General features: G+C 48.0%; 15 protein-coding genes and 1 tRNA gene. 5 read left to right on the forward strand and 11 right to left on the reverse strand.

Going from position 1 to position 15,646, the window contains the following annotated elements; translation table 11 throughout:
* The first annotated feature begins 220 nt into the window (after positions 1 to 220).
* Entirely contained in the window at positions 221 to 1,333 is a 1,113-nt protein-coding gene (locus H6780_02080; GenBank protein USN89184.1) for a mechanosensitive ion channel family protein, read from the forward strand.
* Positions 1,334 to 1,375: 42 nt separating this feature from the next.
* Here H6780_02080 and H6780_02085 read toward each other — a convergent pair whose 3' ends face one another.
* On the reverse strand, positions 1,376 to 2,470 hold the full coding sequence (locus H6780_02085) for a trypsin-like peptidase domain-containing protein (protein USN89185.1): 1,095 nt from the start codon (positions 2,468 to 2,470) through the stop codon (positions 1,376 to 1,378).
* Between the two features lie 3 nt (positions 2,471 to 2,473).
* Between H6780_02085 and H6780_02090 the strand changes: the two genes are divergently transcribed.
* Positions 2,474 to 2,644, forward strand: a complete 171-nt coding sequence (locus H6780_02090) for a hypothetical protein (protein USN89186.1) — start codon at positions 2,474 to 2,476, stop codon at positions 2,642 to 2,644.
* 96 nt (positions 2,645 to 2,740) lie between these two features.
* On the opposite strand, the gene H6780_02095 is transcribed toward H6780_02090, so the two are convergent.
* Positions 2,741 to 2,811 (reverse strand) — tRNA-Gly (locus H6780_02095).
* 177 nt (positions 2,812 to 2,988) lie between these two features.
* Between H6780_02095 and H6780_02100 the strand changes: the two genes are divergently transcribed.
* The gene (locus H6780_02100; GenBank protein ID USN89187.1) at positions 2,989 to 3,390 is read left to right on the forward strand and encodes a VOC family protein; all 402 of its coding nucleotides are present in this window, start codon (positions 2,989 to 2,991) and stop codon (positions 3,388 to 3,390) included.
* A gap of 205 nt (positions 3,391 to 3,595) precedes the next feature.
* Here H6780_02100 and H6780_02105 read toward each other — a convergent pair whose 3' ends face one another.
* The 9 genes from H6780_02105 to H6780_02145 form a co-directional block, all read right to left on the reverse strand.
* The gene (locus H6780_02105; GenBank protein ID USN89188.1) at positions 3,596 to 3,868 is read right to left on the reverse strand and encodes an HU family DNA-binding protein; all 273 of its coding nucleotides are present in this window, start codon (positions 3,866 to 3,868) and stop codon (positions 3,596 to 3,598) included.
* Positions 3,869 to 4,054: 186 nt separating this feature from the next.
* Positions 4,055 to 5,584, reverse strand: a complete 1,530-nt coding sequence (gene rny / locus H6780_02110; GenBank protein ID USN89189.1) for a ribonuclease Y — start codon at positions 5,582 to 5,584, stop codon at positions 4,055 to 4,057.
* 224 nt (positions 5,585 to 5,808) lie between these two features.
* Positions 5,809 to 6,393 (reverse strand): ATP-dependent Clp endopeptidase proteolytic subunit ClpP, encoded by a 585-nt coding sequence (clpP, locus tag H6780_02115; protein ID USN89254.1) that lies wholly within the window; start codon positions 6,391 to 6,393, stop codon positions 5,809 to 5,811.
* Between the two features lie 682 nt (positions 6,394 to 7,075).
* Complete coding sequence (locus H6780_02120) at positions 7,076 to 8,200, reverse strand: trigger factor (protein USN89190.1); 1,125 nt, start codon at positions 8,198 to 8,200, stop codon at positions 7,076 to 7,078.
* A gap of 92 nt (positions 8,201 to 8,292) precedes the next feature.
* Complete coding sequence (locus H6780_02125; GenBank protein ID USN89191.1) at positions 8,293 to 8,709, reverse strand: hypothetical protein; 417 nt, start codon at positions 8,707 to 8,709, stop codon at positions 8,293 to 8,295.
* Between the two features lie 30 nt (positions 8,710 to 8,739).
* A complete protein-coding gene (locus tag H6780_02130) occupies positions 8,740 to 9,534 on the reverse strand; it encodes a hypothetical protein (GenBank protein ID USN89192.1) in 795 nt (264 codons plus the stop codon).
* A gap of 120 nt (positions 9,535 to 9,654) precedes the next feature.
* Positions 9,655 to 10,173, reverse strand: a complete 519-nt coding sequence (locus H6780_02135; protein ID USN89193.1) for an inorganic diphosphatase — start codon at positions 10,171 to 10,173, stop codon at positions 9,655 to 9,657.
* A gap of 102 nt (positions 10,174 to 10,275) precedes the next feature.
* Complete coding sequence (nusA, locus tag H6780_02140; protein ID USN89194.1) at positions 10,276 to 11,721, reverse strand: transcription termination/antitermination protein NusA; 1,446 nt, start codon at positions 11,719 to 11,721, stop codon at positions 10,276 to 10,278.
* Positions 11,722 to 11,963: 242 nt separating this feature from the next.
* A complete protein-coding gene (locus H6780_02145; protein USN89195.1) occupies positions 11,964 to 12,374 on the reverse strand; it encodes a hypothetical protein in 411 nt (136 codons plus the stop codon).
* A gap of 289 nt (positions 12,375 to 12,663) precedes the next feature.
* Between H6780_02145 and tadA the strand changes: the two genes are divergently transcribed.
* Both tadA and H6780_02155 read left to right on the forward strand, forming a co-directional pair.
* On the forward strand, positions 12,664 to 14,412 hold the full coding sequence (tadA, locus tag H6780_02150) for a Flp pilus assembly complex ATPase component TadA (protein ID USN89196.1): 1,749 nt from the start codon (positions 12,664 to 12,666) through the stop codon (positions 14,410 to 14,412).
* A 4-nt stretch (positions 14,413 to 14,416) separates the two neighbouring features.
* The gene (locus H6780_02155; GenBank protein ID USN89197.1) at positions 14,417 to 15,646 is read left to right on the forward strand and encodes a type II secretion system F family protein; all 1,230 of its coding nucleotides are present in this window, start codon (positions 14,417 to 14,419) and stop codon (positions 15,644 to 15,646) included.

The following is a 15,646-nucleotide window of genomic DNA, read 5'->3' on the forward strand; positions in this document are numbered from 1 at the left end:
GAGGTAAGATAGTATGAGAAAAACCGCCTAGTCCCATCCAAGCGGTTTTCTCTAACTAACGTTAGTGAAAGAACAATCACCCTCGGTTTTTGTGTGCATTTCCCACCGAGGAACAAACATAGTACGAGCTAAGGGCTGGAGACTCAAGTAAATACCTGTGCATATTGCTCATCCTGCTCAGTTTGATAGGGTAGAAGGGTATTAGTTAATCAGTTGTGACATGTTTGATTCGTTTTCTGCTAGTGCGATTGCTAGCTCGATGCCTGCGTTGGTGTATACAGTGCCGTTTTTAGGCGAGACTAATTTCGGTTTGGCACTGGCGTCAGTGGTCACCTTTCTTGGGCTTACATTTTGTTTTTGGCTGGTTCGGGCAGTGCTGTTGGTGCATCTTAAGTCTTTGGCAAAGCATACTATTGGCTCGCTTGATGATACGCTGGTGGCGGCAGTTGAGGGCATCAGGACATGGGTATACTCGTTGGTGGCTCTGTACGCTGCGCTACAGTTTTTTGTTTTACCGCCACTGCTTGATACTATTATTACTGGCGGATTTTTCTTTGTGGTGGTGTGGCAAGCGATCGAAATTGCCACCTGTTTTCTTGAGTACTTCGTTTCAACCTACCTAGAAAAGGACGAAGATGGAGATGGGGTGGTAGATCCAAACGCGGCCACTGCTTCGCACATGGTAACGTTGATTGCACGGATTATGCTGTGGGCGCTCGGTATTCTCTTTGTGCTTTCAAATATGGGTATTGAAGTGACGTCACTTATTGCTGGACTTGGCATTGGCGGGGTTGCGGTTGCGTTTGCGCTGCAAGGAGTACTCAGTGATTTATTTGCTTCGTTTTCTCTGTACTTTGATAAACCTTTTCGTATTGGCGATTTTATCATTATTGGTGCTGATATGGGTACTGTTGAGAAGATTGGTATTAAAACCACGCGCATTCGTACGTTGCAAGGGGAAGAGTTAGTGGTTTCAAACACGGAGCTTACCACTGCTCGAGTACAGAACTTTAAGAAGATGCAGGAACGGCGTATTGTGATGCAGTTTGGTATTACATATGAAACGCCACAAAGTCGCGTGCAAGAAGTGCCTGGTGTGGTAACGAGCATTTTTGAAGCACTTGAAGGCGGCCGGCTTGATCGAGTTCACTTTACTTCGTTTGGTGATTCAGCGTTGATTTTTGAGGTGGTGTACTATGTTGAGTCGCCAGATTACGCAGTGTACCTTGATATTCAACAGCAATTTAACTTTGCTCTGATGGCTCGGTTCACTGAGCTGGGAGTTGATTTTGCGTATCCTACGCAAACCATTTACACGAAGACGGTTAGCTAAAACAAAAAGCGCGGCACCCAAAGGGTGCCGCGCTTTTTGTTCCTATGCCCCGGCCTGTTGCAGCAAGGTTAGCAAGAACGGTGCCAGCGTAGTGGCAAAAATAGAAGCGCGATAGGGCAAATTTCCGCTAATATTCTGCGCCAAGGTAAAACCAGTTTCTTCATGTATGGTGCGTTCAATATGCGAAAGAGTGATAGCGCGTAAGCTACCTAATCCATCAAGAGTGTCGTCCCCACGAGTAACGATAATGCCGATTACCTGACCGCTTTCGTTTATGATAGGTCCGCCAGAAGCTCCCTCTGCACCAACAGCGCTGCCACGAATGGAAATCACATCTGCATAATTAGAGCCAAAGGTGTAGAGTTCTGAAATAGTAGAACTGGCTTCCTGTGGAATGAGGTCAGCGCTTGGGCCGTTAACTAAAAGATTCGTGGCCGGATATCCTGCTGCGGTCACTGTAGCTTCACGCATGGTTACTGGAAGCAGGGCGGTGTCGACGCTGAGGGCAGGGAAAGCCGCTGGAAGCGGCTCACCGTCGATGCTGTCCTTCACATACAAGAGTGCGTAATCACGTTCACCGGTGCCCATTGGAACGGCTTGATGCATCTCATCAGCGTTATCGAGTACCCACGCTGGTGAGATGTAAAGCAAATCTGCTTCATATCGCGGAGCAGCTGGAGTGCCAGCTCGAACAATACATTCGGTGTCGCCTCCTTCGTGCGTTGTTTCAAGGAGAAGGAATTGCGCAACGTGCGCGTTGGTCAAAATAACCCCATCAGGATCAATGAAAAAACCAGTGCCGGTAGTGGTTCTGATGTAGCTGTCAGTAATGTAGGTGCAGTAAATATTTACGATTGCATCAAGAGGGTTTTCTGCTGTTTCGCCAGTAAGACCTGCTGCTGCGCCAAGTGCTGCACGCTGGTAATCAGCGCTCTTCAAGAGAATGTCTGGAATGGTTCGTTCAAGCCGGCTTGGTAAAAATGAGAGGGTAGAATTGTCGGGTTCAATTTCCTCACTGATGGTGGTTGGCAACTCTTCTGTGTTAGTCAGCCAAGTACTGATTCGATTGGCGATGCTGTTGGTAAACAGCATATAGGCCATCAAAATACCGATGAGCAAGTCAGCTAGAAAATGCATGTTATGAACAAGTATACCATTTTGGCTCTAGCCACATTAGGTTGTGGTGGTATAGTGAAAAAGTCGACGGATATCCGCCAGACACTTCTTGAGTTCTTTTTCAGGAGAAGCATGATGGATACCAAGCGCTACATTGGTGACGACGATGACGGCTTCGACCGCGGCTACAACTAAGCAGTAACCCTCCTCCGACTTTACCGGTGCGCAACGTGCACCGGTTTTGTTTTATGTTTATTAAATAGACAAAACCGCTGAAAGCGGTTTTTTGTGTGCGGGTGAGAAGAATCGAACTCCCGACCACTGCTTGGAAGGCAGTTGTTTTACCACTAAACTACACCCGCGAGTGAGTAAGATAATGCCAAGCTGGCTTGAGCATTAGTCTTACGAGTGAAGCGGTTGTATCGCTAGATACACCCGCGAGCGAAAATCACTCGCACCTCAGAAGCATCTGCCTTGAAGTGAAACGATTCTAGCACAGTGGTCGAGGAAAACAAGCAATTGGTATACAATGTATTGGTATGAAACAGAAACTATCCTTAGTGACGCTCGGTGTGTCTGACTTAATGGCAGCGCGAACATTTTATGAAGACGTTCTGGGTTTTGAACCAGCACCTGAAAGTAGCGAATCGGTGGCCTTTTATGACATGCAGGGCACGTGGCTGGGGTTGTACTTGGCTGACGCTTTGGCTGAAGATGCGCAAGTGGCTCCAGAAAGCGATGGCTTTAGACAGGTTACCTTGGCTCACAATGAATCCAGTCGTGAGGCAGTAGATTCGCTATTTGATGATTTGCGGAATCAGGGAGTGGAAATTGTAAAGGAGCCACAGGAAACATCTTGGGGCGGATACTCAGGCTACTTCGCTGACATTGATGGTCACTTGTGGGAGGTGGCGTACAATCCCTTCATGGATCTGACGTAAGGTTGGTTCAGCGCTTCCATAGATACGTAAAAGCCCCCGGCTACAGGGGCTTTTACTTTTGTGGTGGGAAATAGCAAATTACTTTGCATCTCCGCGTTCATAGCGTATTACCTCCGCTACGTTAGTAATTATATCATATTGATTAGGAGAGAGAAAAGCGGCGGGTCCTTTGGACCCGCCGCTTTTCTTAGATAGGAGCAGTGCTCTATTTTACCGCATCCTTCAGTGCCTTTGCAGCGCGGAACTTTGGTACGCGCATTGCAGGAACTTTCACCGTCTCACCAGTGCGTGGGTTGCGAGCTTCGCGAGCAGCTCGAGTCTTTGCCTCGAAGATGCCGAAACCTGCGACTGATACCTGGCCACCATCCTTCATGGTTGCTTCGATGCTGTCGAATACTGCGTCGACTGCTCGTTCTGCGTCAGCCTTAGTGGTACCAAGTACTTCATGCACTTTGCTGATGATGTCTGCTTTGTTCATAGATCAGATGTTTATGCTAAGAGCGGTTAATGTGTGGTGAGCGATAAACTCAAGCACGTTGCCGTAAAATGGCTTGAAAACATTATATAGCAACACATATTCCCTGCAACGACTACACAAGTGCGTTTTGTGTGTTGTAGTATTTTTTGAGCTAAAAAAGAAAAACGACCGATTGGTCGTTTTTCTCTAGCGTGCGTAACTGACGACGCGAGTTTCGCGAATAACGTGCACTTTAATTTCGCCTGGATAGCGTAGCTGAGCTTCGATATTGGTGGCGATAGTTCGGGCGAGTTGGCTTGCCTCGAAGTCGTTTAGCGTTGTTGGGTTTACCAGTACGCGGACTTCGCGACCAGCTGAGATGGCGAAGGCGCGTTCGACGCCGCTTAAGCTGGTGGCGATATTCTCAAGATCTGAGAGTCGCTTGATATAGTTCTCTAGTGAGTCGCGACGCGCACCAGGACGTCCGCCTGAGATAGCATCGGCTACCTGTACGATGATAGATTCTGGAGTTTCGTACGGATACTCTTCGTGATGCGCGCGCATAGCGAGAATAACCTGTTGATCCACGCCGTATTTTTCAAGTATGCGAATACCAATCTCGACGTGTGTACCAGCTACTTCATGACTAACGGTCTTGCCAATATCATGGAGTAGGGCGCCGGCGCGTGCGGTGGCGACATTAGCGCCGACTTCTTCGGCGAGGACGGCAGCAATGTGTGCCATCTCGACTGAGTGCCACAGTACATTCTGACCGTAGCTGGTGCGGAAGTGCAGACGACCAAGAATGGTGATGAGGTCTGGGTGGAGGTTTGGCACATTGGCTTCGTACGCTGCCTTTTCGCCCATAGCACGAACGGTCTTGGCGACTTCGCTGCGGGCCTTTTCGACTGATTCCTCAATCTTGGCTGGTTGGATTCGACCGTCCTTGAGAAGTGACTCTAGTGCTACGCGCGCAATTTCGCGGCGAATTGGGTCAAAGGAAGAGAGGACGATATACCCAGGCGATTCGTCGATGAGGACGTCCACGCCGGTAGCGCGTTCAAACGCACGTACGTTACGACCCTCCTTTCCGATTACCTTACCCTTCAGATCGTCGCTTGGAATCTCTACGTGTGCCGTCATGAGATTTGGCGCCATGGTGTTACCGAGGCGATGAATCGCTGCGAGCAATAGGTTTTGAGCTTTTGCTTCGTAGTGTTCCTCGCCAAAGCGATCAATTTTTTCGATGCGGCCACGGAGGTCTTCAGCTCGCTCGTTTTCTATTTTGTGTATGAGCTGTTCGTACGCTTCGTCTTTTGAAAGACCGGCGGCGGCTTCGATTTTCTTTTCAATTTCGCCGGTACGCTCATCGAGCTGTGATTTGATTGATTTAATCTGTTCAACCTTGCCGCGCAGGTCTTCTTTTTGTGACTCAATGTCAATTTGGCGCTCATCGAGCACTTCTTCACGCTTGTCTAAACGTGTTTCTTTTTGTTCAAGCTTTTCTTCTAAATGTTTTCGCTCAGCTTTTGCTTCGTTCTCGATCTTTTCTGCTTTCTGTTCCGCTTCTTCTACAATTGAAAGCGCCTTTTTTTCTGCCGTAATCTCTCGCTCTTTGAGTTCCAGTTCAATCGAATTTTTCTTAGATTGTGCATGGAGATAACGCAGTCCGTAACCGGCTCCTATACCAAGAAACAAAGCCCCTGCCAACGATATCGTAAATAGGATTGGTGGCATGTTTTCTTATTAATTAACGTTCGTAACAGTACAGATGAACTGTACTAGAGTTTTGGGGGAATGTAAAACAGCGGGCGGGCCCTATGGGCCCGCCCGCTGTTTTACATTTACTCGACCTATTCCCGTATAGCATATTTCGAGCGTCCGCGAGGATTACGGGCAATACCAGCTCGGCATACATCGGAGCGTGTGAGAAATATGCTATACGGGAATAGGTGTTATTCCTACTTGTAAATCTTATCTACAATACCGTAGGTTTTTGCTTCTTCTGCATCCATGAAGAAGTCACGATCAACATCTTTTTCAATTTGCGTTAACTTTTGACCAGTGGCTTTAGCAAGCATTTTATTAAGCTTCTCGCGGGTCTTGAGGATCCAGCGAGCGGTAATGTCGATGTCAGATGCCTGACCGTGCGCGCCGCCTGAAGGTTGGTGAATCATTACTTCGGCGTTTGGCAAAATGTAGCGTTTGCCTTTCGCGCCTTGTGAGAGGATCAATGCGCCCATAGAAGCGGCGAGACCGACACACACTGTGGCGACGTCAGGCTTGATGTGGTGCATGGTGTCGATGATAGAGAGTCCTGCGGTAACACTCCCGCCCGGTGAATTGACGTACAGAAAGATGTCTTTCTTTGGGTCTTCGGCTTCGAGGAAGAGTAATTGCGCCACGATAAGATTGGCCGTGTAGTCTTCGATTGGTCCAGTGACAAAGATAATTCGTTCCTTTAAGAGGCGAGAGTATATATCGAAGGCGCGTTCGCCTCCCACGGTTTTTTCAATCACCATTGGCACCAAGGTATTATGTGGCATGTGGTGCTCTTTTTCAGATTTCATAAAAGTTTCAGTTTCAAAATATCCAATAGATGTACTACTTAGTACTTGCGTATCGTAACAAAATTGCAGAAAAAGCAAAGCCGCCCATCTAGTGGGCGGCTAATTGCGCGTTGGAGCTTACGCGGAGCAGCAGCAACTGTTGGAAAATTCCACATGCTGCAGTTCAACTCTGAGTTGATGATAGTGGGACGACTGCCTTGACAGGCACGCCACTGACTCACTGCTTACAGGACATTTTTTGCCTTCTTGCTTCTTCTGACATTTGCTGTGGTTCGGTGCTCGATTGCAGGTAAAAGTTTGCAGCTGTTGGCGAAGCTGCAGCACCTTTGGTGCTTGGCAGTCACAGAGTGTTTCTGGCTGCTGCGTGGTTACTGCATCCAGTCCAGAATCGTCAGTTACTCGTTGTAGCATGATGCTATCTCCTTATAAAGAACAATTTAGAACAAAAAACCGGCGAATCGCCGGATGATACTTCTTGATTTTGCAAATCACATTTACGCATCCGGCGAAACAACTCCCTCATTCACGAGGAGTAGATTCTGTAGAAACATAAATGTAATATGCATATTTTTATACTACTCCTGTTGGCAAATAATGCAAATCTATGATGTGTTTAAAAAGCCGGCAGGCCCTATGGGCCTGCCGGCTTTTAAATTATTTACTTCTCTTCTAGTTGCTTCATCACTTCTTCATTTAGAAGTACCGAAGCAACATAGAGTCGTACACGATGTTCGTCTGCATCCTTGAAACGTTCCATGAGCGCCTTGGTCTGCTCATTTACTTTCTCGACGTCGGGGACAATTTCTTCTTTCTTCGCAATTTCGTTCAGTACAAGCTGGAGCTTGGCTCGCTTTTCGGCGGCTGGGGTCCACTCGGCGACAAGGTCTTCTTTGGTCTTCTTGATGTGAGTGAGGTAGTCATCCATCTTGAGATTGGCGCGATCGAGATCTTCCTGCATCTGCGCAAACATCTGATTGATTTCAGAGTCGATGAGTACCTTTGGAAGCACTATCTCAGTTTTTTCAATCACGGCATCAGTAATATCTGCGCGATGCTTGGCAGCGTTGTTTTGCTTCTTCTCAATTTCAAGATGTTCTTTAATCTTTGCCTTAAAGTCTGCGACGGTTTCAAACTGACCAGGCTGACCAAGGGTTTTGACGTACTCGTCTGTGAGCTCTGGAAGTGGTGCGTCTTCAGTATCTGCCTCCTTCGCTGCTTTGCTTTCTGGAGTCGGTAAATCACCTCCTTCGGTCTTAGCTGCTGCTTTCTGCTGGAGGCGTTCGTAAGCAGCTTTCTGGCGCTGAATATCTTTGATTTGCGTATCGATTTCTTCCTCAGTCACTTCATCACTTGGACGATTTTTGTTGATATCCTTAGAGATTTTTTCGTAGTCAGGGAGAGAGAAGGTTGGGATTACTGCTACCGTAATAGTGAATGCGAGTGGATTTTGTGGGGCGATTTTCGTCACTTCAATTTGTGGATGGCCAATTGCTTCGATTTGGTGCTCTTCAATAATATGTGGGTATGAGTGTGCAATGGCTCGCTCTGCCATCTCACCGAGGATTGCCATCTCACCGAGGTGCTTTTCAAGAATCGGGGTAGGGATATGACCCTTGCGGAAACCTGAAATTTCAACGTTTTTCCCCAGTGCTACCAAAGCAGCCTTACGTTCGCTTTCAAGCTCAACGTACGGAAGTTCGCCAGTAATTTTTACTTGTGAACCCTCAAGTACTTCGACTTTGAAGGCTTCTTTAAAATCTACAGAATGTGAATGATGTGCCATAGTGCCCGCTAGTGTACGCACTTAGAGGGAAAATGCAACCAAAATTATAAAAGCGGGCGGGCCCTATGGGCCCGCCCGCTTTTATAAAGTGCTTACTGTGCCTCTGCCGCAGCATCAAGTTCGGCTTCGATAGCGGTCATTTCGGCATCAAGACTATCAAGATTGGTTGCTTCAATGTCAGCTTCAATAGCCTCAATTTCGTCAGATGGACTAGTGGCTGACATAACTTCTACTTGAGCCTCCGCAGTGGTACTTTCAGGCTCGTTGTTCTCTTCGATAGTTGGCCGTTCCATCATGGGTGTCGGAGTAGTTGGTGTCAGAGTGGAAAACCAGTAGTAGAGACCTCCTAGAATCGCGATGAGAGCGATCGCAAGCAGTAGAAGCACAGGCCCACTAATCATATTTGGTTCTTCAGCGGCGGTGTCCTCGGTAGTTGTGGCGGCATTTTCTGGCATTTTCATTTCTTCGCCTGCGTAGTTTGGAGCTTGAATATTTTGATCGTCATTCATGGTAGTTTACGTTTAAGGGTTTGCAAAATGCTAAGAAGCCGCTTCAGGTGTGTCGTTCTCCTCTTCAGTTGCGTTTGATTCTGGTACGGTTGAGGTTTCATCTTCTGACATTCTCATACGAACTGCTTCGCTAGAGCCGGCGCCGTACCCGGCTGCTGAAATGGCTGCTTTAAGTGCAGCAACGGTATTGCGCAGCTCAGTGTGGGCAGTCTTGATGTGGTCACGAATAGCAGTGTATTGCGCTTTTGTTTCAGCCCAGCCAGCACGAGCATCTTCGGCGCCCACTGCGTCGGCTACGGCGGTGTCAATGTTGGCAATTAGCTGTGCCGCAGCATCAACAGATAGTTTCGCTGAGGCGAGCGCGGCATTTGCCTCTTCTGTATCGATGCCAGCTTCAGTAAGCTTGCTGATACGAGTTTCAAGTCTGTCGATGATGTTATTCAAGCGCCCAATAACTGCATCCATGCGGTTGCTCATGTTTGCGGCAAGATTTGTGATACGTTCCTGGGCCCGCTCTTGAAGTTCTGTGCGGCGTTCTTCAACGCGCTCTTTGATTTCCGCTCGCTTTGCGTCAGTAGAAGAGGCAATCTCGGCACGCTTGTTTTCCATTTCTTCACGACGCTCGTCCATGTTTTCTTGGAACTCAGCACGTTTTGCTTCTGTGGTAGAAGCAAATTCTGCTTTTCTTTCAGCTATAGTTGCCTGCATCTCTGCGCGACGGTCTGTCGGAGAGCTGGTTTCTTCTTCTGCTAAGGCATATGCCGCTCCTGCAAACAGAGCCAGAAATAAAGCATGAGTAATAAGAATATTAGTAATAGTTTTCATAAAATTAACTAGTTCAAAACCTCCATTGAGGACTGATTAGGTCTAACATACATAAGTATAGCGCCGCTGGGGCTTTTGCCCCAGCGGCGCTATACACAGAATATATCCTTATTCCAAAGCCTACTTCGCAGCTTCGTAGACAGCGCGGCTTTTTTCAAAAGCAGCCTTGGCTTCAGTAGCGCCGTGCCACTCGCCAACCTCTACCTCCTTCTTCTGCACTTTCTTGTAGGTTTCGAAGAAGTGTGACATTTCCTTGATAAAATGTTTGTTGATGTCTTCGAGATCTTTCACCTCCTCAAAGCGTGGGTCGTCCACCGGGACAGCCACCACTTTGTCATCACGTTCACCGCCATCAACCATTTCCATAATTGCTACTGGGCGAGCCTTCACGAGAATGCCGGGAGCAAGTGGGTAGGTGGTGAGGAGTACTACATCGAGTGCATCGCCATCATCAAAGAGAGTTTGTGGCACAAAGCCGTAGTCGAATGGATAGTCCTGGGCGGTGTGCATCACGCGATCAAGCGCAATCATCCCGGTTTCTTTGTCGATTTCGTACTTGTTTTTAGAAAACTTCGGAATTTCAATAATAACGTTCATTTCGTCAGCTGAACCAGCTGGAATGTCGTGAAGTAAGTTCATATTCTACGTATATTTAATTAGCCTGGTTATAGTAACGCTTTCTCTAATAAATGCAAAAAATGGGCGGGTCCGTACGGACCCGCCCATTTTTTCTAAAAAGCCTTATTTTGCGTCTTCTTTTTCAACTTCTTCAGCAATTTCTTCGTCAATTGCCGGAGCGAGTTCTTCTTCGGCTTCCTCTGGAGTGTCGATTTCATCCTCCTCGTCAGAATCTTCGGTCATGTCGCGGTCGCTGGTTTCGTCAGCTTCCTCGAGCACTTCCTCGATGTCTGGTTTGGTGGTAGTAGCATCTTCGTTTTCCAGCGCTTCATCGTCTTCGCCGGCCGCAGTATCGGCTGGCGCCTCAAGGGTCACCTTGCCGTCTGCATCAGCTTCGGCAAGATCCTCGCCAGTGTTGGCTGACACGATATCAATCTTCCAGCCAGTGAGCTTTGCTGCGAGGCGCACGTTCTGGCCGCCGCGACCAATGGCAAGTGATTGTTGGTCGGGTGAAACTTCAGCAATGGCATGTCCGCGTTCGCCAGCTTCGGTATCTGGTTCAGCTTCAATGCGGATGTCGAGTACCTGAGCTGGTGAGAGAGCATCTTCAATAAATTCCGCTGGTTCTGGTGACCATTCAATAATATCGATTTTTTCACCACCGAGTTCACTCATGACAGTCGATACGCGAACTCCGCGCTGTCCGACGAGTGACCCAACGGGATCGATGTGGTCGTCGTGGGCGTAGACAGCAATCTTAGTGCGTGCGCCGGCTTCACGAGCCACTGACTTCACTTCTACAGTGCCAGACTGGAGTTCTGGTGCCTCAATAGTGAAGAGAGCAACCAGGAAGTCTGGGTGTGAGCGAGAGAGCTTAAGGAAGATACCACGTGGGGTTTCTTCTACGGCGAGCAAGATGGCACGAATGCGTTCTCCTGGCTTGAATCGTTCGCCGGGAATTTGTTCGTCGTACGGCATAATCGCAGTGACGCGGCCGAGATCGACGTAGAGATTGCCTCGCTCAAAGCGCTGGACGTGTCCCATTACGATATCACCAGCTTTCTGGCCGAATTCTGCCAAGGCTGATTCTTTTTCCGCTTCACGAATCTTTTGCATGATTACTTGTTTGGCGGTCTGGGCTGCAATACGGCCAAAATCATCCTTAGATTCAAGTGGGAAGACGAGTTCTTCACCGAGCTCGACATCCTTTTTAATCATGCGGGCAGTGCTAATCATGATGTGTTTTTCTTCGTCGAAGCGTACTTTCTTTTCGCCCTCTTCCTCTGTTTCTTCTTCCTCCTCTTCGTCTTCAATCGGGTTGCCTTCTTCGTCGAGTTCTGGGTCAGGCTTCAGCATGCTCTCATCCACCACGATCTTAATTTGATTAAAGGTGGTAGTGCCGGTTTCCATATCGAAGGCACAGGTCACAATCTGGCCGCGCTTTCCGAATTCTTTCTTATAGGCGGTGGCGAGTGATTGCTCAATTGCGTCAATCATCTTCGCGCGGGGAATTCCGCGCTCTTCTTCCATTTCTGCTAAGACAGAATTAATCACTTTTAGGTCAAACATTGTATTTCTTATTACGTGCCGCATCATGACTTGTGTCATGTGATACGGCACCCTTTTATTAAGTTGTTTTCTTCAGGGCGGGGTTTTGCCTAGCTTTGCCGGGCAAAACCCCGCCCCACCTTACAAAAGCTGCTCGGCCAAAGGCCGAGCAGACAGTCATCAGATGGTGAGAGTGTACCCTTCGAGACGATAAAAGTCAAAAAGAAAAGCCGAGCGCGTGCTCGGCCTTTGATGTCCTGGCTTTAGGGCTTTTGAAGCCCCGGTCTATTTTCGCAAGCACTGGCAACGACGTTGCGCGGATCATCAACTGCTCCAAAGGCCGAAGTAATCGCACCCCAGGAATGGGAAGTGATACTGGTCACCGAAGGGAAGTGTGTCGTGTCGTAAAACGCTCCGCCCACATAGCCTGAGGTGTTGTCTCGTGTGCCGCCATGGCCGGTCACGTAGATGAACGACTTGTCGTAGCGGTGGTACTCGACGGTATTGCAGGTCATACTGCCCACGTTGGTGGTGAGCACCGCTTCTGTCTCGGTCACCCATGCCAGCTTGCCGGCTGCGTACATGGTTGGCCCGGTTACTGCCATGATGCCGAGAACGAAGATGCAGGCGACCGCCGAGTAGAACTGGCGGCCAGACAATGTTTTGGTTTGCATTGATTTCTCCTTGGCTTGGTGGGAGGAGGCCCCACCTCTAATACATATTATACATGCAAATTGTATTATGTCAAATTTTGCACTGGCGTCTGTTCCATATGTTCTCCGTGAACATCTTCGGTCTCTTGGTTTGAGTGGATGTTATAATAGCCACAACAAGTACCGGAGGTAAGGTTCGTTTTTGTCTGTGTGGGTGTGTACTAAGTGTTCCAGCGATTTGACCTAGGGAGGGGTCAAATCGGGAACTAAATTCAACATAGTCGTTACACTCCTTGTTTCATTTAATTTAATGCGAATTCAAGACGAACAACTCAAACGATTCATTCTCGACGCGGGTCTTATTACTAAAGCTGACATCACTGCGGCAGAGAAAATTGCTAAAGAAGAAGAGCGCACACTCAGTGAAGCACTGATTGCACATGGCCACATGACCGAAGATGACATGCGCCGGGTGGAGTCATATGTGCTTGGCATTCCGTTCGTGTCGCTCAAAGGCATGAAGATTGATTTTGAAACACTCACGCTTGTTCCGGAACCTGTCGCTCGTGCCCATAATATTATTGCGTATAAGAAATCTGAGGACACCCTTGAAGTAGCGATGCTCGACACGGCCGATTTGCCGGCGATTGATTTTATCAAGAAAAAGGTTGATTTGCGCATCCAGCCACGTCTTACTGATACTGAATCAATGCGTACGGCGCTCCGTCAATACCAAAAGACGCTCAAGGATGAGTTTGGAGACATCATCATGAAGGATGCGGCTGAACTCAAGGTAGTCAATGAGGACGGCGAGCAGATGAGCGAGCAAGAGCTCAAGAAAATGGCGGAAGATCTGCCGGTAGTGCGTATTGTCGATACGCTCCTTCGCCATGCGATTATTCAAGGCGCATCAGATATTCATATTGAGCCGAGCGAGACTGAGGTGTTGGTGCGATATCGGACGGACGGCATTTTGCACGACGCAATGAAACTGCCGAAGATTGCAGCCGACAGTATCGTGGCTCGACTTAAAGTGTTGTCGAGCTTAAAACTTGACCAGAAGCGCTTGCCGCAGGATGGTCGTTTCAAGATGGAAATGGATGGACAGAAGGTGGCGTTCCGCGTATCCATGCTTCCGGTATTTTATGGTGAAAAGGTGGTAATGCGTCTGTTGCGAGAAAATCGCAGCGGCTACTCGCTTGAGGGTATTGGTTTTCACGGCAGTACCCTTGATCGCGTGCATCGCGCAACTCGGGCCACCACTGGCATCATCTTAGTAACTGGTCCGACCGGGTCGGGTAAGTCTACGACGCTCTATACTATTCTTGACCTTTTAAATACTCCGGAGGTAAATATTTCTACGATTGAGGACCCAATTGAGTATCAAATGCCGCGCATTAATCAGTCGCAGGTAAAACCAGAAATCGGCTTCACCTTTGCGGCCGGACTACGTTCACTCATGCGTCAGGATCCAGACATTATCATGGTGGGGGAAATCCGTGATGAGGAGACGGCGAGTTTGGCAATTAACGCCGCCCTTACAGGACACTTAGTATTAGCAACGCTTCACACCAACTCGGCAGCGGGCACCATCGCGCGTCTTATCGATATGGGTGCCGAATCATTCTTACTCGTTTCAACTCTTCGTGTAGCTGTTGGTCAGCGTTTGGTCCGTAAACTTTCAGATGATCGTATGCCGTATACGCTCACTAAAGCAGAACGTGAAGACTTGGGGGAAAAGGTTGATCTTGATCACGTGCTTAAAACACTCAAAGAGGAAGGAATTGTGAAAAATGACGCAACCTGGAATGACGTGCAGTTTTATCATCCGAAAGAGAAGGGTGAAACTGAAGATGGATACCACGGACGAATGGGTATTCATGAAGTACTCGAAATATCGCCGACTATTAAAGACATGGTGATGCAGGGGAAGACCGGTGATGAAGTAGAGGCGCAGGCGAGAAAGGAGGGTATGCTGACGATGATTGAAGACGGCATCTTTAAAGCAGCTCAAGGACTCACGAGTATCGAGGAAGTATTACGAGTCGTTAACGAGTAATTTTATGGCAAAGTTTACGTACACAGGAGAGGATAAGGAAGGCAATAAGATTGAGAATACTGTTGAGGCTGATGATCGTTTTGCTGTGTACGCCATCGCTCGTAATCAGGGGCATACTGTTTCAACGATTGAAGCAGAGGGAAAATTTAGTGCAAAAAAATGGCTTAATATTGAACGGCTAAACTATCTTATCAACCGTGTTAAGGATGATGAGTTGGTGATGGTGACACGAAATCTCGGTTCGATGCTGGTGGCAGGGCTGACCGTTTCGCGCGCGCTATCAGTAATTGAACGACAGAGTAAAAACCCACGACTCAAAGGAGTGATTAAGCGAGTGATCGAGCGTATCAATCAAGGAGATTCTTTTTACGATACGCTTAAAGAGTTTCCAGAAACGTTTGATAATTTGTACGTTGCCATGATTCGCGCCGGAGAAGAGAGTGGTAATCTGGCTGAATCACTCAAGACACTCTCCATCCAAATGGAGCGCGCTTCAAATCTTAAGAAGAAAATCAAAGGCGCAATGATTTATCCAGCAATCGTCATCACCGTGCTGGTAGTGATTGGTATCTTGATGATGATTTACGTGATGCCACAAATCACTGGCGTGTTTGAGGGGATGGATAAGGAGTTGCCAACGGCAACACAGGTTTTGATTGCTACAAGTAACTTCTTGGTAGAGTATACGTTCCTCGCAATCGGTAGCATGATTGCAGTAATCGCTGGCTTTATCTATTTTTTGCGAACCAAATGGGGCAAGATTTGTTCTTCGTGGACGGTAGTACGGCTGCCGGTAATCGGCAACTTGGCTAAGGAGACTAACGCTGCTCGCACCGCACGCACGCTCTCATCGCTGCTGAACTCAGGTGTGGATGTGATTCAATCGCTCACAATCACCGAGGAGGTGCTACAAAATGTGTTTTACAAAGAGATTTTGCGCGATGCTGCTAAGCGTGTTGAGAAGGGAACGGCTTTGTCAGAAACGTTCATTGAGCGGGAAGATTTGTACCCAATTCTCGTGGGAGAAATGATTTTGGTGGGTGAAGAGACGGGTCAGATTGCCGGCATGCTCGGTGAGATGGCAATTTTTTATGAAACTGAAGTCGAGCGAAAAACCAAAGACCTCTCGACAATCATTGAACCGATTCTAATGGTGGTTATTGGTGCTACTGTCGGTTTCTTTGCGATGGCACTGATTGCACCAATTTACTCAATTTCAGACGGTCTTAAGTAG

The organism is Candidatus Nomurabacteria bacterium (assembly GCA_023898565.1).
Lineage (GTDB): Bacteria > Patescibacteriota > Minisyncoccia > Phycocordibacterales > UBA918 > OLB19.

Bases quoted from the DNA above. Each gene is read 5' to 3' on its own strand.
- H6780_02155 (USN89197.1), top strand. From the start codon at position 14,417: ATGGCAAAGTTTACGTACACAGGAGAGGATAAGGAAGGCAATAAGATT.
- clpP (USN89254.1), bottom strand. From the start codon at position 6,393: ATGCCACATAATACCTTGGTGCCAATGGTGATTGAAAAAACCGTGGGA.
- rny (USN89189.1), bottom strand. From the start codon at position 5,584: ATGCCACCAATCCTATTTACGATATCGTTGGCAGGGGCTTTGTTTCTT.
- H6780_02105 (USN89188.1), bottom strand. From the start codon at position 3,868: ATGAACAAAGCAGACATCATCAGCAAAGTGCATGAAGTACTTGGTACC.
- H6780_02080 (USN89184.1), top strand. From the start codon at position 221: ATGTTTGATTCGTTTTCTGCTAGTGCGATTGCTAGCTCGATGCCTGCG.
- H6780_02125 (USN89191.1), bottom strand. From the start codon at position 8,709: ATGAATGACGATCAAAATATTCAAGCTCCAAACTACGCAGGCGAAGAA.
- H6780_02090 (USN89186.1), top strand. From the start codon at position 2,474: ATGAACAAGTATACCATTTTGGCTCTAGCCACATTAGGTTGTGGTGGT.
- H6780_02100 (USN89187.1), top strand. From the start codon at position 2,989: ATGAAACAGAAACTATCCTTAGTGACGCTCGGTGTGTCTGACTTAATG.
- H6780_02130 (USN89192.1), bottom strand. From the start codon at position 9,534: ATGAAAACTATTACTAATATTCTTATTACTCATGCTTTATTTCTGGCT.
- H6780_02120 (USN89190.1), bottom strand. From the start codon at position 8,200: ATGGCACATCATTCACATTCTGTAGATTTTAAAGAAGCCTTCAAAGTC.
- nusA (USN89194.1), bottom strand. From the start codon at position 11,721: ATGTTTGACCTAAAAGTGATTAATTCTGTCTTAGCAGAAATGGAAGAA.
- H6780_02085 (USN89185.1), bottom strand. From the start codon at position 2,470: ATGCATTTTCTAGCTGACTTGCTCATCGGTATTTTGATGGCCTATATG.
- tadA (USN89196.1), top strand. From the start codon at position 12,664: ATGCGAATTCAAGACGAACAACTCAAACGATTCATTCTCGACGCGGGT.
- H6780_02135 (USN89193.1), bottom strand. From the start codon at position 10,173: ATGAACTTACTTCACGACATTCCAGCTGGTTCAGCTGACGAAATGAAC.
- H6780_02145 (USN89195.1), bottom strand. From the start codon at position 12,374: ATGCAAACCAAAACATTGTCTGGCCGCCAGTTCTACTCGGCGGTCGCC.